19 protein-coding genes and 2 pseudogenes are annotated in these 23,193 nt (G+C 67.8%); 14 read left to right on the top strand and 7 right to left on the bottom strand.

Features of this window, described 5'->3' with window-relative positions:
* Window positions 1-66: 66 nt before the first annotated feature.
* The 10 genes and pseudogenes from RVX_RS08655 (at window position 67) to RVX_RS08610 (ending at window position 11,949) form a co-directional block, all read left to right on the top strand.
* The gene (locus tag RVX_RS08655; RefSeq protein WP_230404495.1) at window positions 67-1,302 is read left to right on the top strand and encodes a peptidylprolyl isomerase; all 1,236 of its coding nucleotides are present in this window, start codon (window positions 67-69) and stop codon (window positions 1,300-1,302) included.
* A gap of 310 nt (window positions 1,303-1,612) precedes the next feature.
* Window positions 1,613-2,566, top strand: coding sequence for a peptidyl-prolyl cis-trans isomerase (locus RVX_RS08650; protein WP_116305549.1), 954 nt, complete (start codon window positions 1,613-1,615; stop codon window positions 2,564-2,566).
* Between the two features lie 58 nt (window positions 2,567-2,624).
* Window positions 2,625-3,707 carry a helix-turn-helix domain-containing protein gene (locus RVX_RS08645; RefSeq protein WP_116305548.1) on the top strand — a complete coding sequence of 361 codons (1,083 nt, stop codon included), beginning with the start codon at window positions 2,625-2,627 and terminating at the stop codon, window positions 3,705-3,707.
* A gap of 82 nt (window positions 3,708-3,789) precedes the next feature.
* Window positions 3,790-4,422 (top strand): annotated as a pseudogene (gene recO / locus RVX_RS08640) (DNA repair protein RecO); the annotation flags it as partial.
* A 702-nt stretch (window positions 4,423-5,124) separates the two neighbouring features.
* Window positions 5,125-5,211 (top strand): annotated as a pseudogene (locus tag RVX_RS08635) (DNA repair protein RecO); the annotation flags it as partial.
* Between the two features lie 78 nt (window positions 5,212-5,289).
* Window positions 5,290-6,165, top strand: a complete 876-nt coding sequence (glyQ, locus tag RVX_RS08630) for a glycine--tRNA ligase subunit alpha (RefSeq protein WP_116305546.1) — start codon at window positions 5,290-5,292, stop codon at window positions 6,163-6,165.
* Window positions 6,166-6,192: 27 nt separating this feature from the next.
* Window positions 6,193-8,298: a glycine--tRNA ligase subunit beta gene (gene glyS / locus RVX_RS08625; protein ID WP_116305545.1), complete on the top strand. Its 2,106-nt coding sequence runs from the start codon at window positions 6,193-6,195 to the stop codon at window positions 8,296-8,298.
* Window positions 8,299-8,542: 244 nt separating this feature from the next.
* Complete coding sequence (gene rpsT / locus RVX_RS08620; protein WP_007521542.1) at window positions 8,543-8,806, top strand: 30S ribosomal protein S20; 264 nt, start codon at window positions 8,543-8,545, stop codon at window positions 8,804-8,806.
* Between the two features lie 296 nt (window positions 8,807-9,102).
* Complete coding sequence (gene trkA / locus RVX_RS08615) at window positions 9,103-10,500, top strand: Trk system potassium transporter TrkA (RefSeq protein WP_116305544.1); 1,398 nt, start codon at window positions 9,103-9,105, stop codon at window positions 10,498-10,500.
* A 3-nt stretch (window positions 10,501-10,503) separates the two neighbouring features.
* Window positions 10,504-11,949 (top strand): TrkH family potassium uptake protein, encoded by a 1,446-nt coding sequence (locus tag RVX_RS08610; RefSeq protein ID WP_116305543.1) that lies wholly within the window; start codon window positions 10,504-10,506, stop codon window positions 11,947-11,949.
* A 96-nt stretch (window positions 11,950-12,045) separates the two neighbouring features.
* Here the strand turns inward: RVX_RS08610 and RVX_RS08605 are convergent, their stop codons facing one another.
* From RVX_RS08605 to RVX_RS08580, 6 genes are all read right to left on the bottom strand, one after another.
* On the bottom strand, window positions 12,046-12,717 hold the full coding sequence (locus RVX_RS08605; RefSeq protein ID WP_007521557.1) for an adenylate kinase: 672 nt from the start codon (window positions 12,715-12,717) through the stop codon (window positions 12,046-12,048).
* Window positions 12,718-13,034: 317 nt separating this feature from the next.
* Window positions 13,035-14,213: a tRNA lysidine(34) synthetase TilS gene (tilS, locus tag RVX_RS08600; RefSeq protein WP_116305542.1), complete on the bottom strand. Its 1,179-nt coding sequence runs from the start codon at window positions 14,211-14,213 to the stop codon at window positions 13,035-13,037.
* Between the two features lie 298 nt (window positions 14,214-14,511).
* On the bottom strand, window positions 14,512-14,847 hold the full coding sequence (locus RVX_RS08595; RefSeq protein ID WP_116305541.1) for a hypothetical protein: 336 nt from the start codon (window positions 14,845-14,847) through the stop codon (window positions 14,512-14,514).
* 9 nt (window positions 14,848-14,856) lie between these two features.
* Entirely contained in the window at window positions 14,857-16,185 is a 1,329-nt protein-coding gene (hemA, locus tag RVX_RS08590; RefSeq protein ID WP_116306482.1) for a glutamyl-tRNA reductase, read from the bottom strand.
* 102 nt (window positions 16,186-16,287) lie between these two features.
* Entirely contained in the window at window positions 16,288-17,115 is an 828-nt protein-coding gene (locus RVX_RS08585; RefSeq protein ID WP_116305540.1) for a cytochrome C assembly family protein, read from the bottom strand.
* Window positions 17,102-17,788 (bottom strand): precorrin-2 dehydrogenase/sirohydrochlorin ferrochelatase family protein, encoded by a 687-nt coding sequence (locus tag RVX_RS08580; RefSeq protein ID WP_116305539.1) that lies wholly within the window; start codon window positions 17,786-17,788, stop codon window positions 17,102-17,104. The genes RVX_RS08585 and RVX_RS08580 overlap by 14 nt, the downstream gene beginning before the upstream one ends.
* 271 nt (window positions 17,789-18,059) lie before the next feature.
* Here RVX_RS08580 and RVX_RS08575 point away from each other — a divergent pair, with 271 nt between their 5' ends.
* The 4 genes from RVX_RS08575 to RVX_RS08560 all read left to right on the top strand — a co-directional run bounded on the left by RVX_RS08575 (window position 18,060) and on the right by RVX_RS08560 (window position 22,127).
* Window positions 18,060-19,373, top strand: coding sequence for a glycosyltransferase family 9 protein (locus RVX_RS08575; protein WP_116305538.1), 1,314 nt, complete (start codon window positions 18,060-18,062; stop codon window positions 19,371-19,373).
* A 174-nt stretch (window positions 19,374-19,547) separates the two neighbouring features.
* Complete coding sequence (locus RVX_RS08570) at window positions 19,548-20,810, top strand: CgeB family protein (RefSeq protein WP_116306480.1); 1,263 nt, start codon at window positions 19,548-19,550, stop codon at window positions 20,808-20,810.
* A gap of 106 nt (window positions 20,811-20,916) precedes the next feature.
* The gene (locus RVX_RS08565) at window positions 20,917-21,771 is read left to right on the top strand and encodes a substrate-binding periplasmic protein (protein ID WP_116305537.1); all 855 of its coding nucleotides are present in this window, start codon (window positions 20,917-20,919) and stop codon (window positions 21,769-21,771) included.
* A 149-nt stretch (window positions 21,772-21,920) separates the two neighbouring features.
* Window positions 21,921-22,127, top strand: a complete 207-nt coding sequence (locus tag RVX_RS08560) for a DUF1737 domain-containing protein (protein ID WP_116305536.1) — start codon at window positions 21,921-21,923, stop codon at window positions 22,125-22,127.
* 224 nt (window positions 22,128-22,351) lie between these two features.
* Here RVX_RS08560 and RVX_RS08555 read toward each other — a convergent pair whose 3' ends face one another.
* Complete coding sequence (locus RVX_RS08555; protein ID WP_116305535.1) at window positions 22,352-23,188, bottom strand: split-Soret cytochrome c; 837 nt, start codon at window positions 23,186-23,188, stop codon at window positions 22,352-22,354.
* Between the last annotated feature and the right edge of the window lie 5 nt (window positions 23,189-23,193).

The following is a 23,193-nucleotide window of genomic DNA, read 5'->3' as shown; positions in this document are numbered from 1 at the left end:
GTCCGGCGTTTTTTTCGCGTAGGCCCCGCCCGGCCCGTGCACCGCAACAGGAGAGCAATCCCGCCCATGGTTCCTTCCCCGTCCTTGCTCACGCATGCGCTGCCCGCGCCTTTCCGGCGGCATTCCAGCCCGCCGCATTCCGGCGCGCGGGCCGTCCTGCCGCTGCTGTGCGCGGCGCTGCTTGCCCTGCTGCTGGCCGGTTGCGGCGAAGACCCACTGCCCGAGGGCGTGGTGGCCACGGTCAACGACAGGCCCATCATGCTGCGCACCCTGGAAGCGGTGCACGACATGAACAGCATGAGCTGGTCCGGCCATGCCCCGTCGGTGGAGCAGTTGCAGGCCCAGTACGGCGGCGTGCTGTCCGACCTCATTGTGCAGGAACTGGTGGCGCAGGCGCTCTCGCGCGAGAATATCGCCGTCACCGACGCGGAAGTGGCCGAAGCCGAGGCCGAGGTGCGCGCCGACTACCCGGCGGGGGAATTCGAAAAATCGCTGGTCGAGGAATACATAGACCTTGACCTGTGGCGGTCCATGCTGCGTTCGCGCATCGCCATGCAGAAGTTCATGCGCCAGGTGCTGCGCCCCACCATCAGCATTCCGCTGGAAGAGGTGGAGGCCTACTACGCCGCGCACAAGCAGGATTACCGGCTGCCGCGCCGGGTGCAGTTCCTGGTTGTGGCCGGGCCGGACAAGGCCGCAGTGGACAAGGCCCGCGCCATGGCCCTGAACGGGGCCAGGCCCGCAGACGTGGAGGCCGCGCAGCCCACGGTCACCGTGCGCGAGGTGAAGATGCGCCGCGACCGGCTGCCCGCGCTGTGGAGCAAGGAACTGGCGGGCCTTGCGCCCCGCCAGGCATCGGCGGTGAAGCAGGGCGAGTGGGGCTACCAGTCGTTTTTGCTGGTGGGCGAGATACCCGAGAAGCAACTGGAGCTTTCCCACGCCTACCCGCTGGTGGAGCGGGTACTGCTGGAACGCAAGATGGACGAAGCCTACGCCCGCTGGATAGAAGCGGAACTGCGCACCGCGCGGATTCGGGTTTCCGCGCATCTCGTGCCCGAGCCGCGCGGAGCAGGTGCGGGCGGCGGCAACGGAACGGCAACGGGCGGCATGCCCAATTCCGCCGATATGCAGCATCCGTCTGGCCTGGGGCAGGGCATGCAGCCCCCCGACGCCATGGGCGAAGGAGGCCCCGCCGTTTCCGACACCCTGCCTGACCTTGCCGCGCCGCCCCCCGCCGAAGGCGGCAAGGGCGCGGCGGCACCCCCGGCGAACGGCGCGCAACGCAAGGCAAAGACGAAATAATACGTATTGTTGCGGCTGATTGCATAAACGGGAAAAAGATATTACATGCCGGGTTTGCCAACGGTGGACCGCCCGGCCGACACCCGAAGCTCCGGGCATTTCACCCGGCTTTCCACTGACGGCGGCCCGCCCGCCGTCCGCAAGGCGTCCCGCCACGGCCTGATGGAACCGGCCCCGCAAGGGGTTTCCGGCATCATAGGAAATCAGGAACAAGGGGGCGCACCGGCCTTCCGGTCCGGGGAATGCTTCCCCGTTCCGCTGCGGGTCCGATTCCGGGTCCGCCCCCCCAACCACGAAACAGGAGTGCCCCTTGCGTCCGCTGCTCCGCACCCTCTGCCTTGCCGCCCCCGTCCTTTTTGTCTGCCTTGCCGCCTTTGCGGTCGTGGCTCCCCGGGCCGAACAGATCAACAAGATCGCAGCCGTGGTCAACGGCGAGATGATAACCTTCTTCGACGTGCAGGCGCAGGCCACCCCCGAGCTGATGCGCCTTGGCCTTGACCGCAACAACCCCTCTCAGCAGGAGGCTGTGCGCAAGGTGCATCTGCAGGTGCTCGATTCCATGATCACCGACATCCTGATGACCCAGGAGGCGGAGCGCTGGAAGATCACCGTGCAGGACAGCGAAGTGGACAACGAACTGCGCAAGTACGTGCAGCGCAGCCAGCTTTCGCAGCAGGAATTCGAACGTCAGCTGGTGCAGCAGGGCCTTTCCATGGACGTCATGCGCGACCGCGTGCGCAAGGGCATTCTGCGCCACCGCCTGCTGGCCCTCATGATCGCCCGCAAGATCGTCATCACCCAGGAAGACGTCAAGAAGTACTACGACGCGCACAAGTCGCAGTTCGTCACCGACCGCACCGTGCGCCTGGGGCTGATCATCTTCGCCCCCACGGCCGACGCCGAAGGGCTGGCCGCGAAGGTGCGCGCGGGCCAGACGACCTTCGAGCAACTGGCCGCCACCGACTCCATCGGCCCCAACCACACCTCGGGCGGCGACATCGGCACCCTGAAGTGGACCGACCTCGCCCCCAGTTGGAAGGAAGCCCTGGACGGCCTGAAGGCTGGCGAGGTGAGCAAGGTCATGCAGGTGGAAGGCCGCAAGGCCATGCTCAAGCTCATCGAGGTTTCGGCCGGGCGTTCGCAGTCGGTGGAGGAAGCCACTCCCGAGATCGAGAACGTGCTGCGCGAGCCCAAGATGCAGGAGCGTTTCGTGGAATACACCAAGCAGTTGCGCGACAAGGCCGTCATCGACATCCGCATCTAGACCGCGCCACGCAGCCCGACCCGCTCGGTCTGCCCGGTCCCCCAGCCAAGGAGAGGAGATGGCACTCAAGGAACTCGGCATCGCCCTGCGCGAGGCGCGCGAGACGAAAAACCTCGACATCGAGGACGTGGCGATCCGTATCAAGGTTTCCGCCCGCGTCCTGCGCGCCATAGAGGATGGGGATCGGGACGGGCTGCCCCACGCCGTGTATGCGCGGGGGTTCATCAAGTCCTACGGTGCGTTGCTGGGCGTGGACAACGACCTGGTCATGCGGGCCGTGGACGAGGCGTACCCCTTCGAGGTGCCAGAAGAACTGTTGCCCGAGTCCGTGATGGCGCAGCCACCGGCCCGCGCGCGCACGGGGCTGTCGCCCGTGGTGCTGGTGCTGGCCGCGCTGGTGCTGCTGGCCGCCCTTGGCGGCGGCTGGCACTACCGCCAGCAGTCAGCGCGCGATGCGGACATGCCCAAGGTGGCCCAGCCCGCCCAATCGGCCGAGCCCGTCCAGTCGGTGCCGCCAGTCGCTTCTGTCGCGCCAGTTGCGCCAGCAACGCCAGTCGCCGCCGACGCGCAGCCCGCGTCTGCGGCTGATGCGGCCCCCCTTGCGAACGCCACCGTTCCGGCGGCCATGTCCGGTACGACCGGCATGGCGGCCAATGCAACCAACGCCACGGCTGCGGCATCCACCACCCTCGCCGCCCAGCCCGGCCGCAACGCCACGGCACCGGTTGCCGTCGCCGCGTCCGCTTCGGCCACTACGGTCCCGGCAACCGTAACGCCTGCCGCTCCGGTTGCCACGCAGGCTGCAACCCCGCCCGGCGCGCCGCAGGGCGGGGTGTTCGACAGCGAGGCCGCCGCGGGCGAAGGGGCCGATACCGACGGCTCCGTGCTGGCTGGCGGCACGCACCGCATCGTGGTCATCGCCCTGGCCGACTGCTGGGTGCATTCCAGCGCGGACGATTCCGACGTACGCCAGTTCTCGCTGCACAAGGGGCAGACCTTCGCGCTGACCTTCACCAAACGCCTCACGCTCAAGCTCGGCAACGCGGGCGGGGTGCGCATCCGCTACAACGGACAGGAACAGCCCGCGCCCGGCGAATCGGGCCAGGTGCGCACGTTGGTGTTTCCGCCGCAGGCACAATAACGGCCAGGCGCTTGATGCCGGATCACGGCGTCCGGCCCCGAAAGGCCGCCGTCGCAACCACGCCCGCAAGGGCAGGGCAGGCATGGAATTCTCGGAACAGGTGCTGATCGTCCGTACCGGACGTTTCAGGGAGGCGGACCTTTGGGTCCGCTTCCTGTCTCCGACGCGCGGCCTGCTTACCGCCTTTGCATTTGGCGGCTGCCGCAGCCGCAAGCGGTTCTGCGGCTGCCTGGACCTGTTCAATCGGGCGCTCTTGCGGGTCAAGTCCACGCGCGGCGGGCAGTACCTGTCCATCCAGGAAGGCACCCTGTTGCGCGGGCCAGACAGGCTGCGGCGCGATTGGCCGCGCTTCGGCGCGGCGGTGAACTGCCTGAAATTCCTGGAAGCCCTGGGGTGCGGGCCGGAGGGCGCGGCAGCCACGCATCAGTTGGTCGAGGATATGCTCGAACTCCTGGAGGGCGACGGCCCCGTCCCCGACATGCTGCCCGTGCTGTTCCGGCTGCGGCTGGCGGCGGAGCAAGGGTACGCGCCGCGCACCGATGCGTGCGCCACCTGCGGCGCTGACCTGACGCGCGTAACGGGCGCGGCCTTTCTGGTGCAGGAGGGCGCGGCCCAGTGTGATGCCTGCGCGCCCCTGCCCGGTCCGCGCGTGCGGGTGGAGCGCGAAGCCCTTGACGTGCTGCGCTTTGTGCAGGAGAATTCCCCGCTTCTGTGGCCGGGTGTGCTGCCCCCCGCGCCGGGGCAGACCGCTGTCGTGGCGGACGGGGAGCAGCGTTCGCCCGCGACGCCGCACGGGCGATTCCCGGAACCCGACGGATCGGGGCCTGTCCTGCCGCCGCCGGACATGACCCCGCGCGCCGATTCCACTCGCAACGGTTTCGCGGGCGGAGCGTCCCCCCGCTTTCTGGACGGGCGTTTTCTGGGCAGCCTGTCGGGCCTGGCCTTTGGCGACGGCGGGCACGGTTCGCTTGACGATTGCCTGTGCCGGTTGCCGGACAGCGCGCTGGCGCAGGACGCCGCGACGCAGGCCGAGCCGGGCCGGGCCGCAGAACAGGAGCCCGCACCAGCCTCTTCGGGCGCGCCGCGCCCCCTGTGGAACGGCAGTTCGGTGTTCGAGCGCGATCCGTTCGGTCCGGTGCGCGGCAGTGAAGATATTGGCGACGATGCGTGGGCCGGTGAAGAGTTGGCCCAGCCGCAGGAAATTTTCGGGGGTGACCGTGGCGCGGTGCTCCCCATGCCGTTTCGGCCTGCAACGCCTGCCGTACCGACCAGACTGGCCGGACTGGCCGTACAGGCAGGTCGGGCAGGTCGGGCAGGGCATGCATCACCGGACGCGCGCGGCCCGGCTGACAGTTTTCCTGCGGCCGACACGCCGGGCATGGTCGTCACTCCCGATGCAAAGGGCATGGTCGCCGTGCGGCGGCAGTGCACTCGCGCGGTGGACGGCTTCATACAGTTTCACATCGGCCTCGCATGGGACAACGGGCGGTTCCGCCGCCTGTAGCGCGGGGCCGCATGCCGGGCCGCCGCCCGGCACATACGGCAACAGTCAGGCCAAGTCAGGACAATCTAGGGGTACAGCATGCATTTTCAGGACGTCATCCTCACCTTGCAGAATTTCTGGGCCAAGCGGGGCTGCGTGATCATGCAGCCCATCGACGTGGAATGCGGGGCCGGTACCTTCAACCCCTCGACCTTCCTGCGCGTCATCGGGCCGGAACCGTGGAACGTGGCCTACGTGGAGCCTTCGCGCCGTCCCACCGACGGTCGCTACGGCGAAAACCCCAACCGGCTCCAGCACTACTTCCAGTTTCAGGTCATCCTGAAGCCTTCGCCCGACAACGTGCAGGACATCTACCTGGACAGCCTGCGCGCCCTCGGCATCGACCCGGCAGCCCACGACATACGCTTCGTGGAGGACGACTGGGAATCGCCCACCCTGGGCGCGTGGGGCCTTGGCTGGGAAGTGTGGCTGAACGGCATGGAAGTGACCCAGTTCACCTATTTCCAGCAGGTGGGCGGCATAGACCTTGCCCCCACCAGCGTGGAAATCACCTACGGACTGGAGCGGCTGTGCATGTACCTGCAGGGCAAGGAATCGGTCTACGACCTTTCGTGGAACGACCGGGTCACCTACGGGAACATCTACCACCAGAACGAGGTGGAACAGTCCAAGTACAACTTCGAGGCCAGCAACCCCAGGATGCTGCTGGACTTCTTCAATGCCTGCGAAGGCGAGTGCAAGCGGCTGTGCGACGAAGGGCTGCTATGGCCCGCCTATGACTATTGTCTGAAGTGCTCGCACACCTTCAACCTGCTTGACGCGCGCGGGGCCATCTCCATCACCGAACGCACCGGCTACATCGGCCGCGTGCGCGCCCTGGCCTCTGCCGTGGCGCGGCTGTACGCCGCCCAGCGCGAGGAACTCGGCTATCCCATGCTGGCCTCCGCCCGCTAGCCCGGAACAAGAAGGAAGGACGTGAGCATGTCGCAATTCGTGCTTGAAATCGGTTTCGAGGAACTGCCCTCCCGCTTCCTGCCCGGCCTGGAACGGGAACTGGCGGAACGCTTCGCCCGCGCGCTGGACGACGCGGGCGTGGAACATGAATCCATCCGGGTGCTCACCACGCCCCGCCGCGCGGCCGTGCTCATCGAGGGCATCAACCCCGTGCAGCGCGAGGCGGAAGAAGTGGTGCCCGGCCCGCCCGTGCGCGTGGCCTACGACGCCGAAGGCAAGCCCACCAAGGCCGCCGAAGGCTTTGCCCGCACCCAGGGCGTGGACATGGCCGACATCTTCACCCTGTCCACGGACAAGGGCGAGTACATCGCGGTGCGCAAGCGCACCGGCGGCGCGCAGGCGGCCGACCTCATCGCCGCCGCGTGCCCGGCCATCATCGCCGCGCTGCCGTTTCCCAAGCGCATGCGCTGGGGCAGCGGCGACTTCACCTTCGGCCGCCCGCTGCGCTGGCTGCTGGCCCTGTTCGATGACGCCGTTACCCCCTTCGAGGTGGGCGGCGTGATCTCCGGCGGGGTCACCTGGGGCCATCGCATCCACGGCGCAGGTCCGCTGGTGGTGAAATCCGCCGCCGACTACCTGAACGTGGTCACCGAGAAGGGCGGCGTGATGCCCGACCCGGCCGAGCGCCGCGTACGGATCATCGAGAGCGGCAACGCCGCCGCCGATGCGGCGGGCGGGCGCATCCTGTGGAAGGAAAGCCTGCTGGACGAAGTTCAGGGCCTTGCCGAGCACCCGGTGCCGCTTCTGGGCGACATCGACCCGTCATTCCTGGAACTGCCGCGTGAAGTGCTGTTGACCAGCATGGAAAGCCACCAGAAGAGCTTTGGCGTGGAAGGGCCCGACGGCGCGCTGCTGCCGCATTTTCTTACCGTGCTGAACCTCACCCCGCTGGATGAGGCGTTGGTCAAGAAAGGCTGGGAACGCGTGCTGCGCGCCCGGCTGGAGGACGGCCGCTTCTTCTGGAAGACCGACCTCGCCGCCAGCTTCGATGCGTGGCTGGCCGAACTGGACAACGTGATCTTCTTGGGGCCGCTGGGCTCCATGGGCGACAAGACCCGCCGCCTCGAAAAACTGTGCGCCTGGCTGGCCAAGGCCAGCGGCGTTGCCGACGAGGTGGCCTGCGCCCGTGCCGGGCGGCTTTCCAAGGCCGACCTGGTGTCCGAGATGGTGGGCGAGTTCGACACCCTGCAAGGCATCATGGGCTCCATCTACGCGCGGCGCATGGGCGAACAGGAAGTCGTGGCCGCCGCCCTGGCCGAACAGTACCTGCCCGCCGGGCCGGACAGCCCCGTGCCCGCCACCCCCGCCGGGGCGCTGCTGTCCATCGCCGACAAGGCGGACACCATGGCCGGGTGCTTCGGCCTGGGCATGATTCCCACCGGCGCGGCCGACCCGTACGCCCTGCGCCGCTGCGCGCTGGGCATTGCCCGCATCGTGCTGGAGCGCGGTCTGCGCATCGACGTGCGCGAGCTGTTCCGTGCGGCGCTGGCCCTGTACGGCGAGCGCGCGTGGAAGCTGGCCCCGGCGGAAGCGCTGGCGAAGCTGGAAGAGTTCTTCATGGCCCGCCTCAAGAACCACTTCATGGCCGCCGGGTACGAAACCCTGCTGGTGGAGGCGGCCTTGGCCGCCGACACGCCCGAGGGCGCTGGCGTGGACGTGCGTGCCGCCGGGGCGCGTCTGGCCGCGCTGGCCGACTTCAGCCGCCGCGAGGACTTCGGCAGCGCGGTGCTGACCTTCAAGCGCGCGGCCAATATCATCCGCAAGCAGGGCCAGGAGGGCGGCGTGGTTCTTGACGGAACCTACCGGCACGACCTGCTGGCCGAGGATGCGGAAAAGGCCCTGGCCGCCCGTCTGGAAGAGGTGGCCCCGCGCTTCGACGCCCTGTGGGCGGCGGACGACTTCGCCAGCCTGTTCGGGCTGCTGGGCGAACTGCGCCCGGCGGTGGACGCCTTTTTCGACGGCGTGATGGTGATGTGCGACGATGCGGCCCTGCGCGGCAATCGTCTGAACCTGTTGAAGGCATTGGTGCTGCGGCTGGGCCGTCTGGCCGACTTCGGCGCGTTGCAGATGTGATGGCCCCGGCGAAGGGGCAGGGCGGGCCGTTCCGGGATATGGGCGGGCCGTTCCGGATGCCCCGACGCAAGGCACTGGACGTGGGCGCGCCCGCTCACGGAATCTCGCGGGATTTCCGGGAATGGCGCGGAATGCGGTGGCACGTGCTTGACAAGCCCCTGCCATGCGGGTATTGACTGGTTCCCCGTGTTCCTGCCCAGAAATTAATTGAACATATATTGCGAAGCCATTCGGAGGAGTTACCTTGGCTAACCACAAGTCTGCCATCAAGCGGCACAAGCAGAGCCTGAAGCGCGCCGCGCGCAACCGCGCCGCCAAGACCAGAATCAAGAACGTGGTGAAGGCCGTGCGTGCCGCCGTCCAGCAGAAGGACAAGGACACCGCCGCCCAGGCCCTGACCGCCGCCATGTCGGTGCTCGACAAGGCCGCCGGCAAGGGCGTCATCCACTGGAAGAAGGCGGCCCGCAAGATTTCCCGCCTGACCAAGGCCGTGGGCTCCGTCGAGTAGTCCCGCCTTTTCTTTTGCGCGTCAGCCCGCCGGATTCGTCCGGCGGGCTTTTCGCGTTCTCGCGTACGGCTGGCGTTCCCTTTCGCGCTGTTTTGGCGTCGGCCCCGGCATGTTCCTCCGCACGCCCCGGCCTTTTGCCCTGTCCCGCCCCGCGCGTGGTGTCCGTTGCTTGATGTTTTCTGGTGTTCCCGCAGCTTTGCAATTCGATGCTGCCTCTGATATGCCAGCGCGGCATGGCGTTCTGCTGGGATGCAGCAACCGCACCAGCTCTGCCGGAGCACATACAGGGGAACAGGATGGCCTTTTTCCGACGTCAGCCGCAGTCCGAACAGCTTAAAATCGTCATCATCGGCGCGGGCGAAGTGGGCTTTCACATCGCCGGTCGCCTGTCGCGCGAGAACAAGCAGGTGGTCGTCATTGACCAGAACCCCGAAGCCCTGCGCCGCGTGACCGATGCCATGGACGTTCAGGCCGTGCTGGGGTCCGGCTCCAGTCCCTCGGTACTGTCCGAGGCCGGGGCGGACGAAGCGGGCATCATCCTGGCCGTCACAGACAGCGACGAGATCAACATCATCGCCTGCCTGTTCGCCAATGCCATCGCGCCCGATGCCGTGAAGCTGGCGCGCATCCGCAACGAGGAATACACCCTTTACCACGACGCCCTGCGCGGCGATGCGCTGCGCATCAGCATGCTCATCAATCCGGAGGTCGAGGTGGTGCGCACCATCGACCGCATGCTCAGCGTGCCCGGCGCGGTGGAGTATGGCGAATTCGCGGGCGGGCGCATCAAGATGGCGGGCATCGGGGTGGACAAGGGCCCCCTGGTGGGCCAGAAGCTGATGCGCTTTCGCGAGATCGTGGGCGAGGGGGCCATCATGGTCGCCGCCATCGTGCGCGACGACCGGCTGATCATTCCCACCGGGGCCGACGTCATCCAGCAAGGCGACATCGTCTACTTCGTCTACGACGAGGGCACGCGTCCGGCCCTGCTGGCCTCGCTGGCGCGCGAAGAACGCACCATCCGCCACGCGCTCATCGTGGGCGGCGGCAACATCGGCCTGCGGCTGGCCCGCCTGTTCGAGCGCAAGGGCTACCACACCAAGCTTGTGGACCGCGATGCCGCACGCTGCGCCCAACTGGCCGAACAACTGGACACCACGCTGGTGCTGCATGGCGACGGCACCGACCAGGCCCTGCTGCGCGAGGAAAACGTGGCGGGCATGGACGTGGTGGTGGCCGTCACCGGCGACGAGGAAACCAACATCCTCTCCTGTCTGCTGGCCAAGTCCATGGGTGCGGCGCAGACCGTGACCCGGGTGAACAAGGCCGAGTACCAGCCGCTGGTGCGGGCCATCGGCATCGAACATTCCGTCAGCCCGCGCCTTTCGGCGGTGAACAGCATTTTGCACTTCGTGCGGCAGGGCAAGGTGCTGTCGTCCATTTCCGTGCGCGGCGATGAGGCCGAGGCCATGGAAGCCGTGGCCCAGGAGCATTCGGCCATCGTGGGCAAGCCGGTGAGCCAACTGGATTTTCCTGTCGGTGCGTTGCTGCTGGCGGTACTGCGTGGCGACGACGTGTTCATCCCGCGCGGCGATACGGTCATCCAGCCGCAAGACCGCATCATCATCCTGTCCACCCGGCAGGCGGTGAGCCGGGTGGAGCAGGCCCTGATGGTCTCCCTGAAGAGTTTCTAGCCCATGCACGCGCGTACGGTATGCCACGCCGTGGGGGCGTTGCTGTGCTGCCTGGCCGCTTCCATGTCGGTGTCTCTGGCCGTTGGCCTGTGGTACGACGACGCGGGCGTGTGGCCGCTGTTCCATGCCATGTGGTGCACCGCGCTGGCTGGCGGCCTGCTGATGTTGGGCTGGCGCAGGGGGCGCGACTGGTCGCTGAACCATCGCGAAGGCATCGCCATCGTGGCCCTGGGATGGTTCGTGGCCGGGGTGGCGGGCGGTGCGCCCTACGTTCTGGCGGGCATCTGCGACTGGACCGACGCGGTGTTCGAATCCGTTTCCGGGTTCACCACCACCGGGGCCTCCATCTTCACCGATGTGGAGGAGGTTGCCCCCAGCCTGCTGTTCTGGCGTTCGTTCACCCACTGGCTGGGCGGCATGGGCATCATCGTGCTGTCGTTGGCCGTGTTGCCGTTCCTGGGCGTGGGGGGCATGCAGTTGTACCGGGCCGAGGTGCCCGGCCCGACCCCGGACAAGCTCAAACCCCGCATCAAGGACACCGCCGCCGTGCTGTGGCAGGTCTACCTGCTGCTTACGGTGGCCCAGACGGTCCTGCTGTGCGCCGGGGGCATGAGTTTGTTCGATGCCGCCACCCACACCTTCGCCACGCTGGCCACCGGGGGCTTCTCCACCCGCAATGCCTCGGTGGGGCATTACGACAGCCCGTTCATCCAGTGGACCATCACGATCTTCATGTTTCTGGCGGGCGCCAACTTCGCCCTGCACTTCAAGGTGCTGCAGGGCAGGCCGGGGGCGCTGCTGCGCGATGCGGAGTTCCGCTTCTACGCCGTGCTGGTGGCGGGAGCCACGCTGGCCATCGCCGCCGGGCTGTACGGCGGCCACTACGCGGATGCGGAATCATCCTTGCGGGCGGCGGCCTTCCAGGTGGTGTCCATTTGCACCACCACGGGTTTCGCCACGGCCGACTACGAGGTGTGGCCCCATCTGGCGCAGGGGTTGCTACTGTTCTTCATGTTTCTGGGCGGGTGTGCCGGATCCACCGGCGGCGGCCTGAAATGCATGCGGGTGATGGTGCTGCTGCGCCTGGCCCATCAGGAACTGTTCCGGCTGGTGCACCCGCGCGCGGTGCGCCACCTGAAGCTGGGTGGCCGTACCGTGCCGCAGGACGTGGTGTCCGGCGTGGTGGGTTTTTTCGTGTTGTACGTGTCGGTGTTCGCCGGGGTGGGCATCGTTCTTACCGCGCTTGGCATGGACGTGCTGACGGCCTTTTCCGCCACGGCCTCTTGCCTTGGCAACGTGGGCCCGGCGTTTGGCAGCCTGGGCCCCACGGAAAATTACGCCCATCTGCCGGGTTTGGCCAAGTGGCTGCTTTCGCTGTGCATGCTGCTGGGGCGGCTGGAAATCTACACCATCCTCGTGCTGTTCCTGCCCGAATACTGGCGCAGGTAGGCGGCCCCTGTCCCTGGGGTCCGCGACGCGGACAAGCAAAAGCGCCCCGGCCTTGCGGTCGGGGCGCTGTGCATTCAGGCTTGGAGGAGGCCCGGCTTAAGCAAGCTGCTTCAGCAGGGTGTCCTTGATGGAGTCGATGGAGCCTTCGCCATCGAGCTCGATGAACTTGGTCACGCCCTTGGCGGCGAGATCCTTGTAGAAGTAGGCGGCGGCCAGGGTGCCGTCCACGGTGTTGTAGTAGATGTCGTGGCGCTTGCCGATGGCGCCTTCATCCTGGTCGTCGGCGCGGGCGGACAGGCTGCCGCCACACACCCGGCACACGTCGCCGTTGGGCTTGATGGCGTCGATGAAGATGTTGTTCGGGTGGTTGTTGTCGTTCTTGCAGAGGCGGCGGCCCATGATGCGGTTCTTGGCCACTTCGCGGGGCAGCAGGATCTCGATGACGTAATCGAGCTTCAGACCTTCGGCCTGAAGGGCGTCCCACAGCTTCTGGGCCTGCACCATGTTGCGGGGGAAGCCGTCGAGCAGCCAGCCGTTGGGACCGGCGCCCTTCAGGGTTTCCAGCACCATGGGGATGGTGATGTCGTCGGGCACGAGGTCGCCGCGGTCGATGTATTCCTTGGCCTTCTTGCCGAGTTCGGTGCCGCCGCCGATGTGCTGGCGGAAGATGGCGCCCGATTCGATGTGGGCCAGATCGTACTTCTTCTTGACGAGCGCCCCCTGGGTGCCCTTGCCGCTACCGTTGGGACCGAAGATGAGGATATTCACCCCGAACCTCCTTGTAATAATTTTCACGAGGGCATACCGCGAAGGCAAGGCCCTGTCAATCGCAGACGGGGGTGCGCCCGGAGAAATGCCGGAAATGCAGGGGGATTGTGCGGGGTGCGCAATGGCTCTGGGCAAGGGCTTGCGGCTGCCCGCGCCGCTTTCGGGGCTCGTGCGGGTATTTTCGGGGCTCGGGGATGCGGGGGTGTGGGAAAGGGGAATCTGGCCGTGGAGTATCGCGCGTGGCGGGGCTGGTGTGCGCCGACCAGCGACAGGGGGGCAGCGGGTGGGCGCCAAGACCAGCGGGGGCGGTTGCGCACCTACCGCGCGGGGTGGGCGCGAAATTCGATGCCTCCTGCGGCAGCATCGCTTGTGCCCGCAGGCACGACCAGAGCCGTCTTGCCGCCGGGAAACTGCACGCAGGCTCCGCCGCGTCCGGCCGCCCACGCCTCGTCAAGGGCGATCAGGCAGTCGGCCAGTGGCTGGCCGGGGCCCAGCCTGTCCAGCAGCCGCTTGTACAGGCGCAGACGGGCCGCGCGGTGCAGCCCGCGCAGGGTGCGGGCGGGAATGGCGATGGGGGGCTCCACGCCGCTGGGGAGGGGCAGCCCGTCCAGCTGCCGCGACCAGTAGTCCGCGTCGCAGCGCGCCAGGTCCCACAGCGAGCGCACGGATTCGCCAAGGGCGGGGTTTTCCGCGCGCAGCAGGGGCAGCACGTCGTGGCGCAGGCGGTTGCGGCGGTAAGCCGGGTCGTGGTTGGAAGGATCGCGCACGGGCAGCACGCCGAGTTCCGCGAGAAAGGCGTCTATGTCCCGTCGCTCGGTCATCAGCAACGGGCGCAGGATGCGCCGTTCGGGGTCCACGGCGGGCATGCCGCCCAGGCCGGGCCAGCCGGTGCCGCGCACCAGCCGCAGCAGCACGTCCTCGCACAGGTCGTCCGACTGGTGGGCGGTGCACGCCCAGTCCGCGCCCACGCGCAGCCGCTCGGCCGCGAAAAAGGCATAGCGGGCTCGCCGCCCGGCGTCTTCCGCGCCGCAGCACTCACGCGCGGCCAGCGCGGCCACGTCGGCGCTTTCGGACCGGCAGGGAACGCCCAGGCGGCGGCACAGCACGGACACGGCGCGGGCTTCCGCCGCCGATTCCGGGCGCAACCCGTGGTCCAGCACGGCGGCGTGCAGACGCAGCCCAAGGCGTGGGGCCAGCCAGCGCAGCGCAAGCAGCAGCGCCAGCGAATCGGCCCCGCCGGAGACGCCCACCAGCAGCGTCATGCCGTCCGGGGCGATCAGCCCCGGTGAGGAGAGGTTGCCGGGGCGGTCCGTGCGGGAAGGTTCACTGCCTGGCTCAACGGCCCGCGCCAACTCCGCCGTCAGAAAGTCCGCGACGCGCAGGCAGAACCGCGCCGCGCGGGGCGGCAGATCCTGCAAGCGCAGGGGCAGCCGTTCGGGCAGTTGGGGATGTGCCGTTCGGGCAGTTGGGGATTGCGGGGTAGTGCAATGGGGCATGGCTGGCCTGCGAACGAAAGGAGAAACGTCCGGCGGAAGACCGGGGTCGGAAGGCCGGGGGCGGGAAGGCCGGGGGCGGGAAGGCAGGAACGGTGTCGGGAGTGGCCGTGCAAAGGGCGGCTGCATGCCGGGCATGCCCGCCACGCGGGAGTGGGCATCATGACCCGTCACGCAGCTATGGTCCGTTTGCCAGTCACGGCTGACGTGCATGCGACAACGGCGCGGGCCAGCATCGCAGGGGGGGGGGACTGGAGCGGCATACCCCGCCACGGCCCCGCGCGTTTCGCGCCGTCCTGCGCTATACCGCTATGCCAAGGTCCGCCAGCAGGCCGTCCAGATAGTCGATCATGTGCGCCCGCAGTTCGGGCGAGGCGTAGGCGATGCACTCGCAGCGCAGCATGCCCCGCGCCCGCACCAGCAGCTCCATGCGCAGGGCGTCGTCGTCGGCTTCCAGCGCCAGGCAGAACGGGCCGCAGCTTTCGCCGTGGGCCACCTGCACTGGCGTAAGGTGCTGCTGCGGAACGGGCAGCCAGTACAGGCCGTCCATGCCCGCGCCAAGGTCCATTTCGTTCAGCCGCGCGCGCACGGCGGCGATGTCTGCGGAGGTCAGGTCGTCGATGCGGTAGGTGCGCATGGTTGGCTCTTATGCGTCGTCGTGTTGCTGCGGGTGCTTGCGGTCGCTGTGGGCGTCTTCGGGCACGTCGTCGCAGTCCAGGTTGAACATGCGGCGGGTGATGTCGATGTACCGGGTTCCGGCCTCTTCCTCGTCGAAGCGGCGCTTCAGGAAGGTGATGGGTTCGTGGTTCACCTTCTTGACGATGGCGCACAGCATGGCCTGCAACGCCTCGCGGGTGGGTTCGTCCACCGGGCCGATGCGCTTCAGGGTGCGGGCCAACTCGTCCTGCGCAATGCGTTCGCTGCGCCGCAGAAGGTCAACGATGGTGGGTTGCAGGTCGAGCGACTTCAGCCACTTGGCGAAGTTTCCGGCCTCCTCCTCCACGATGGAGCGGGCCTTGGCCGCCTCGTCGCGGCGCTGGGCCATGTTTTCCTCGACCACCTCTTTCAGGTCGTCGATGTCGTACAGGTAGACGTTGTCCAGGTTGTTCACGTCGGGGTCGATGTCGCGCGGCACGGCGATGTCGATGAAGAACATGGGCCGGTTCTTGCGGCGCTTCAGCACGTCCTTGATGTCCCGCGCGCGGATGATGGGCTCGTGCGCGCCGGTGGAGCTGATGACGATGTCCGCCTCGGCCAGCCGCACGAACAGGTCCTGGAACAGCACCGCCTCGCCCTTGAACTGCTTGGCCAGTTGCAGGCCGCGCTCGAAGGTGCGGTTGGCCACCATGATCTCGCGGATGCCGGAATTCAGCAGGTGGGTGGCCGCCAGTTCCGCCATTTCGCCCGCGCCGACCAGCATGGCCTTGTACTGCGACATTTCGCCGAAGATGCGCTTGGCAAGCTCCACCGCCGCGTAGCTGATGGACACGGCGCTGGAGGCCACGGCGGTTTCGGTGCGCACCCGCTTGGCCACGGAAAAGGCCTTGTGCAGCAGGCGGTTCAGCACCACGCGGGTGGCGTTGCGGCCCACGGCCTTGCGGTAGGCGTCCTTGAGCTGGCCGAGGATCTGTGGCTCGCCCACCACCATGGAATCGAGGCTGGAGGCCACGCTGAACAGGTGGCGCACCGCGTCGATGCCCTTGTGCACGTAGACGAAGGGTTCCAGGTCGCCGCGCTTCTGGCCGCGCGCGGCGGCCCAACAGTCCAGCACGCGCGCGGGCACGCCGGGGCCATTGCCCACGGCCATGATTTCCACGCGGTTGCAGGTGGACAGGATGACCACTTCGGAAATGTCGTCGCCGGTGGGCACCACCCCTTGTTCAAGGACGGTACAGTCGGTGAGGGCGAACCGCTCGCGCACTTCGACGCTGGCGGTGCGGTGGTTGAGGCCGATGAGATAGATTTCCTGGTCCATGTTCTTCGTGGGCTTCGCGGGGTGCGTATTGTGGCCCGCCGGGTGCGCGGCGCGCGGCGTCGGTTCCGGGTTGCGGGTCATGGTTCCTGCCGGGTGTGGCCGTTACTGCGGGTTGAAGCTGTGGTGCGTGGTCATCAGGAAGTTGACCCCCAGCAGCGAGAACACGCATACCGCGAATATCCAGATGGCCATGACGGCGGTCTTGCGACCGCGCCAGCCCAGCGCCACCCGCTGGTGAAAGAGCAGGGCGAACATGCCCCACACCACCAGCGAGACGACTTCCTTGGGGTCCCACGAGAGCATCTTGCCCCAGGCGATGCGCGCCCACACGAAGCCGGAAACCATGCCCAGCGTGAACAGCGGAAAGCCCGCCATGACTGCCAGGTGGTTCACCCTGTCGAAGGCCGAAAGGGCCGGCAGGTCGCGGTCGAAGCCGGAAAGGCGCGCCTTGTGCTTCAGCTTGCGGTCCATGTACAGGAACAGGATGCCCGAGCCGAAGGCCATGGTCATCAGGCTGAAGCTGAGGAACAGCGTGCCGATGTGCAGCCCGAAGAACAGGCCGGACATGGCGGGCGGCAGCTTGCTTTGCACGTCGGCCAGCATGAACGACGAGACGTAGAAGACGAGGGCCACCGGCGACGCGGTAAGCCCCAGGAATTCCAGCCGCAGCCGCCACCAGACGAAGAAATAGATCAGCAGCAGGCTCCACGAGAGCATGCGGAAATAGTAGGCCTTTTCCAGAACCTGCCAGGTCTGCCCCTGCATGGACAGCCCCAGCATGACGGTGTGCAGGGCAAAGCCCGCCAGGGTCAGCCACTGCGAAAGGCGCTTCAGCCTGTCGCGCCGGGCCAGCAGCCCCACGGCGATGCACACCGTGCCGAGCACGTAGAGCATGATGATGGCGATGGAAAGCAGCTCAAACGAGCTCATGCAGCAACTCCACGATGCGCGGATGCAGCTCCGCGGGCAGCAGTTCGGTCAGGATGCGTTCGGCCCCGGCGCGGTCGCGCGCGGCCAGCGCGTCGATGAGCGGCGATTCCACGATGGCGCGGAACAGCGCCGTATTCTGCCCTGTCTCGTGGCCAAGCGCAAGGACGAGCGGCCGCAGGCGGCCCAGCAGCACGGTGATGGCGTCGTACCGCGCGCCGAACCACTGTTGCAGGTCCATGCGGATGCGCCGGGCAAGGGCCGGGCTGTGCCCCCCGGTGGAAAGGGCCACCGTCAGGTCGCCGCAGGCGAAGTGGGCGGGCACGATGAACGCCCCTTCGTCCGGGGCGTCGGCCACGTTGCAGGGCACGTTGCGCTGGCGGCAGGCGTCGGCCACGGCGGCGTTGACGGCGCGGCTGCCCGTGGCCGCGAAGACCAGCGCGCAGCCGTTCACGTCGGCGGGCGCGAAGGCGCGCGCCTCAAAGCGCACGGCGGGGTGGGCCAGCAGGGGGGCAAGTTCCGGGTCGGTCGGGGCATCCGGGTTGGCGTCCAACACCAGCACGCGGCCCGGCTCGCAGGCCAGCAGCGATGTCAGCTTGCGGCGTCCCACGCCTCCCGCGCCCACCACCAGGCAGGCGCGGCCGTGCAGGTCGAGAAGCAGGGGATAATAACGCATTGGGGTCGTATACACGAGGGGCGCGCAAAGTAAAACCGGCTCGCCGCGAGAGGGGCGAAGCGGGCGTGGGGGAACCGCGCCCGGCGGCGATCGGAGGCCGCGGGGGGTGCTGCGGGGGGCACGTTCAGGGATTGCGCCAGCACCGGCGCGGCAGGCCGCAATCCGGCCCCTGCCTTGCCGCCACGCGCCACTTGGGCTAGTCTGCCCCGGAAAGCCCCCTGAGGGCCAATTCCCGCAACGACGGCAACACCTTGGCACCACCGAACACACCATGAGCAAGCACCTCGTCATCCAGTTGGCCCGCTTCGGCGATCTCGTGCAGACCAAGCGTTTGGTGCTGTCGCTGCTGCATGATGGCGCATACGACAAGGATGTCGCCCCGAACGGAGTCCATCCGGCTCCGGAAGTTCATCTGGTGGTGGATGTGTCGCTGGTGGAACTGGCCCGGCTGGTCTACCCCGGCGTCACCGTGCACGGCGTGCGCGCCCACGGCGGCGTGGCCCAGGCAGACGTGCTGGCGCACAACGCCCGCGCCTTCGCCGCCCTTGCGGCGGAACGGTTCGACGCCGTCTACAACCTGAACAATTCCGGGCTGAACACGGCGCTTGCCGCGCTGTTTCCGCCAGACGTGGTGCGCGGCTACCGCACCCTGAACGGCCAGCCCCTGCGCGACCGCTGGATGCGCATGGCCTTCCGCTGGGTGGCCCATCGCCGACTGTCCCCCGTCAACCTCGTGGATTTCTGGGCGGCGCTGTCCCCACGGCCCATTGCCCCGGCCCGGGTGAACCCCATCGCCCTGCGCGGCGGGCGGGGCATCGGCGTGGTGCTGGCCGGGCGCATGTCGCGCCGGTCTTTGCCGCCGGATGCGCTGGCCGCCTGTCTGCGCGCGGTGTTCGAGGGGCTGGGCGGCCCGCGCGTGACCTTTTTCGGGACCAGGGCCGAACGCCCCCTGCTGCGCAAGGTGCTGGACCATCTGCCCGCATCCGTGGCCGGGAATTACGACGACCTCGTGGGACGCACCGGGTGGGCGGACCTTGCCGATGCGCTTGTGGGACTGGACACGCTGCTCACGCCGGATACCGGCACCATGCATCTGGCCGCGCATTTGGGCGTGCCGGTGCAGGGCTTCTTTCTGTCCTCGGCGTGGTGCCACGAAACCGGCCCCTATGGCCCCGGGCACCGGGTATGGCAGGCCACGCTGGACTGCCTGCCCTGCCTCGAGGCGCGGCCGTGCCCCATCGGGGTGCAATGCCTGGATGCCTTCCGTTCGCGCGAGTTCCTGTCCTTCCTGTCCGGCCGCCCCGGCGACCGCAACCCGCCCGGCATGCTCGGCATGGTCTCCACCCTCGACGACGTGGGCTCCACGTGGCTCACGGTGTTCGGCGAGGATGCATCCGCCCCGCGCCGCGTGGAGCTGCGGGCGCTGGTGGGCGAGTACCTTGGCCTGTTCACGGGCGAGGAACTGGCGGACCATGACCTGGCTCGCCTGCTGTACCACGAGGCAGACTGGATGCTTCCCGGCCCGGAAGGCGCGGCGTTCGCCGCGTTCGACCCCTTTGCGGACGAGCCGGTGCGCCGTGGTTGAAGGGTGCGCCCGACAGGCCTTTAATGTTCAGCTTTAAGGGCTGAGTGGCGAAACCTGCCTCCGGCCCGCATGGCACTGCCTTCACTCCCGCCGGAACCACCGGCACGAGGTTCGCGCATGATGCAGCCTTTCGACAGCGCCCTGGCCCCGGAATCCGCCGCGCCCGCCTCCGCCATGCCGCGTCTGCGCGTGCTGGTGGTGCTGCCCATGTATGGCGGATCCTTGCCCATCGGGCGGTATTGCGTGGACGCCCTGCGCGACCTGGGCCACGTGGTGGAAACCTTCGAGGCCCCGTCGTTTCTCGGCGCGTTCACGGCGCTGAAGGACCTGAAGGTGACGGCGGATCGGCTGGAGTACCTGGAGAACGCGTTTCTTCAAGTGGTTTCGCAAGCGGTGCTGGCCAAGGTGGAGACCTTCGGGCCGGACCTGGTGCTGTGCCTGGCGCAGGCGCCGTTGAACCACCAGGCCCTCAAGCGGCTGCGCCGCGACAACGTGGCCACGGCCATGTGGTTCGTGGAAGACCACCGGGTGTTCACCTACTGGCGGGCCTTCGCGCCGTTCTACGACGTGTTCGCCGTGATCCAGCGCGCCCCCATGCTGGAGGAACTGGCCTCCATCGGCGTGCGCGACGCGCTGTACCTGCCCATGGCCGCGCTGCCGTCCTTTCACAAACCACTTGAACTTTCACCGGTGGACCAGCGCCGCTACGGTGCGGACGTGGCCTTTCTGGGCGCGGGCTATCCCAACCGGCGCGTGGCCTTTCGCCAACTGGTGCATCTGGACTTCAAGATCTGGGGCACGGAATGGGACGGCGAAACGCTGCTGGCGCGGCACGTGCAGCAGGGGGGGGCGCGGGTTTCCGCCGAGGATTCGGTGAAGATCTACAACGCCAGCCGCATCAACCTGAACCTGCATTCCAGCATCCAGGCGCGTACGCTGGTCACCGGCGGCGACTTCGTGAACCCGCGCACCTTCGAGCTGGCCTGCATCGGGGCCTTCCAACTGGTGGACCGGCGCACCCTGATGGGCGAACTGTTCGCGGATGACGAACTGGCCACCTTCGATTCCATGGACGGGCTGACCGAGGCCATCGCCCATTACCTGGCCCACCCCGAAGAACGACAGGCCATGGCGGCCCGCGCCCGCGCACGGGTGCTGGCGGAGCACACCTACCAGCACCGCATGCGCAGCCTGCTGGACTTCATCGCCCAGCGCCGCCCGGGCTGGCCCGCCCCGCGCACGGCCGATGCGGGCCTGCCCGCCGACCTGCCGGAGGACATGCGCCGCGATCTCGCCTCGCTGCTGGATCGGCTGGGCCTGCCCGCCGACGCCGCCTTCGCCGATGTGATCACCGCCCTGCGCCAGCGTAGCGGCCAACTGACTCCTCTGGAAACGTCCTTGCTGTTTCTTGACGAGTGGCGCAGGCAGTACGCCTGAAGAGCACCATGCCCGCGATGTCGCCGACCCTCGCCGAGGGTCGGCACCGTGGTTCCGAACCTCCGCCGAAGCGGGCTGGACCCCGTCACAGGAGTGTTGCTTGTCGATGTCTATCGGCTGGACAAAGCGTAGGGAGGTGCACGTTCGCAGTCACCTGGCCCGTCACGCCCTGTGCGTGTTGCTGGCCTTGTGCGCCGTATCGGCATGCATGGCGGCTTTCGTGCCTCCGGTGCATGCCGAAGGCCAGTCCGCCCGCATGCTGGTGGCCGTTTCGGACGAATGGGCCCCGCGCATCATGGCTGGGCCGGATGGCGCGGCGGAGGGCATCTGCCCCATGGTGATGCGCAAGGTGGCCGAAGACCTGGGGCTGGATGTGGAATTCGGCTTCATGCCCAAGGCGCGCCGCCAGATGGGCTTCCGCCGGGGCGAGATCAACGTGGTGCCGTGCGCCTCGCCGATCTGGGAAGGCGTGCTGTCCGACGTGGCGGTGTATTCCGAGCCGTTCATGATGGCCACGGAGATGGTGCTGGTGCCTGCCGGGACCAAGGGAGTGTTCCGCTCCCCCGGCGATTTCGCGGGGTGGCGCATGGGCACCATCGGCGGCTACGTCTACCCCGACGGCTTCGATGCGGCCTTCGAGCAGGGCATGGTGCGGCGCGAGGACGCCTACACCGTGACCCAGAACCTCCAGAAACTGCTGGCCGGGCGCATCGACGCCATGATCGTGGACGACTACGAGGCCGCCTACTGGATTCACAAGGGCGGGTGGTCCGAGGGTGATTTTCGCGTGGCCTACGTCTTCGCCGACCCCGCGCCGATTTCGGTGATGCTGCACGCCTCGTTGCGAGAGTTTCTGCCCACGGTCAATGCCTCGCTGGCGCGCATGCGCTCCAACGGCACGCTGCGCGCCCTGTTCGCGGAATACGGGCCGCAAAAGCTGGCTGCCCACTTGACCCGCTGATCCTCGATCCTCCGATCCCCCGTTCGCCTGTTCCACTGACGCGCCGCGTCGTTTCGCCTGCTTCGACAGACCAGCCTCGGCCGCGCGCCGGTGGTCCGGCCGAGCGGGCAACATCGCCAGTTCCTGAACCTCTTCTTGAAGGATGCGCCATGAAAGTCTACCGCTACCTGACCGGCCCCGACGATTCCGCCTTCTGCCACCGCGTTACCGAGGCCCTGAACAAGGGCTGGCAGTTGCATGGCGGTCCCACGCTGACCTACGACGCGGAGCGCAAGCAGGTGATCGCTGGTCAGGCCGTCGTAAAGGATGTGGACGACAAGGAATACGTGCCGGGCATGGACCTTTCCGCCTGCTAATCCTCCCTTCGCGCCGTGGGCTTACCGGCGCGCGGGCTAGCCGGGCTGGTTGGTCCCGACGCGACGCGGCTTCGTCCATCTCCAACGACCTTTTGCGGAAGCCCTCGGCATTCGCAATGACGCGCCGCGCCGTTCACCGGGGAATCCGGCTGCGGCGCGGCGCTGTGGCGAGGGGGGCAGGGCGGGGGGCAGGGGCGGGCGGATCAGGCAGGAGAAGGCGAGAATCAGGGATGGTTCTTGAACTTGTCCGCCGTATGCGGGCTGCCGGAATGGCAGGGGGTGCAGTCCATCTTGCCCTTCAGCAGGGGCGATTGCTTGCCGGGGTTGTGGCATTCGCCACAGTAGGTGACCGAGGCCGGGTCGCCATGGGCCACGGCAAAGGTGCCCGCCTGCTTGGCGTTCATGATGGCGATGGCTTTCGTGGCCACGTCGGCGGTAATGCGCGCGCAACGTTCGCCCCGTTCCTTGCTCTTTTCCGCAAAGCCGGATGCCTGGCACCACCGGCCGACGGACACGTGGCACAGCGGCGAATGGCTCACGCTGGTGGGCAGCGCACCGGCCACGCCCTTGAACGCCGGACCCGGATCATGCATGGGGAAGGCAGTCTGCTCGTACCAGCGGAACAACTCGGCCACCATGGGGTCGCGGTCCTTGCGGCCCCAGAACAGCGCAAAGGCGCTGGCCGCGCCCAGCAGCGCGCCGCAGATGGTGCCCCAGTCGGAAATGCCGCTCTTGCCCACTTCCAGCATCGTGAACGGAAACTGGTTGTACGGAGCGCCGTGCTGTTCGCCCATCATGCCCACGATGGCATAGAATGCCCCGTACGCGCAGCCGTAGCCCTGGTGCCAGTAGCCGTCATAGGCCACCGGCGCGCAGACCTTGGCGTCCAGCATGTGCGGCTTCCACGAGAAGGGGGCGTCCTTCTGGGCAAAACGCCCGCCCGGCGCGGCCAGGGACGGTTCTGGCCCCGCGCCCGGCAACATGCCGCTGGCAAGGCAGCCCGTGGCGCATCCCAGCATGCCCATGGTCTTCAACATCGTTCTTCTGTCCATTCGTTCCATGCTGT

Source organism: Nitratidesulfovibrio sp. HK-II, assembly GCF_003402415.2.
Taxonomy (GTDB): domain Bacteria; phylum Desulfobacterota; class Desulfovibrionia; order Desulfovibrionales; family Desulfovibrionaceae; genus Cupidesulfovibrio.
This window is presented reverse-complemented; position numbering and strand designations above follow the sequence as displayed.

Excerpts from the sequence above, each read along its gene's own strand:
- RVX_RS08655 (WP_230404495.1), top strand. The coding sequence starts at position 67 with ATGGTTCCTTCCCCGTCCTTGCTCACGCATGCGCTGCCCGCGCCTTTC.
- RVX_RS08645 (WP_116305548.1), top strand. The coding sequence starts at position 2,625 with ATGGCACTCAAGGAACTCGGCATCGCCCTGCGCGAGGCGCGCGAGACG.
- glyQ (WP_116305546.1), top strand. The coding sequence starts at position 5,290 with ATGCATTTTCAGGACGTCATCCTCACCTTGCAGAATTTCTGGGCCAAG.
- glyS (WP_116305545.1), top strand. The coding sequence starts at position 6,193 with ATGTCGCAATTCGTGCTTGAAATCGGTTTCGAGGAACTGCCCTCCCGC.
- trkA (WP_116305544.1), top strand. The coding sequence starts at position 9,103 with ATGGCCTTTTTCCGACGTCAGCCGCAGTCCGAACAGCTTAAAATCGTC.
- RVX_RS08610 (WP_116305543.1), top strand. The coding sequence starts at position 10,504 with ATGCACGCGCGTACGGTATGCCACGCCGTGGGGGCGTTGCTGTGCTGC.
- tilS (WP_116305542.1), bottom strand. The coding sequence starts at position 14,213 with ATGCCCCATTGCACTACCCCGCAATCCCCAACTGCCCGAACGGCACAT.
- RVX_RS08595 (WP_116305541.1), bottom strand. The coding sequence starts at position 14,847 with ATGCGCACCTACCGCATCGACGACCTGACCTCCGCAGACATCGCCGCC.
- hemA (WP_116306482.1), bottom strand. The coding sequence starts at position 16,185 with ATGGACCAGGAAATCTATCTCATCGGCCTCAACCACCGCACCGCCAGC.
- RVX_RS08585 (WP_116305540.1), bottom strand. The coding sequence starts at position 17,115 with ATGAGCTCGTTTGAGCTGCTTTCCATCGCCATCATCATGCTCTACGTG.
- RVX_RS08580 (WP_116305539.1), bottom strand. The coding sequence starts at position 17,788 with ATGCGTTATTATCCCCTGCTTCTCGACCTGCACGGCCGCGCCTGCCTG.
- RVX_RS08575 (WP_116305538.1), top strand. The coding sequence starts at position 18,060 with ATGAGCAAGCACCTCGTCATCCAGTTGGCCCGCTTCGGCGATCTCGTG.
- RVX_RS08570 (WP_116306480.1), top strand. The coding sequence starts at position 19,548 with ATGCCGCGTCTGCGCGTGCTGGTGGTGCTGCCCATGTATGGCGGATCC.
- RVX_RS08565 (WP_116305537.1), top strand. The coding sequence starts at position 20,917 with ATGTCTATCGGCTGGACAAAGCGTAGGGAGGTGCACGTTCGCAGTCAC.
- RVX_RS08560 (WP_116305536.1), top strand. The coding sequence starts at position 21,921 with ATGAAAGTCTACCGCTACCTGACCGGCCCCGACGATTCCGCCTTCTGC.
- RVX_RS08555 (WP_116305535.1), bottom strand. The coding sequence starts at position 23,188 with ATGGAACGAATGGACAGAAGAACGATGTTGAAGACCATGGGCATGCTG.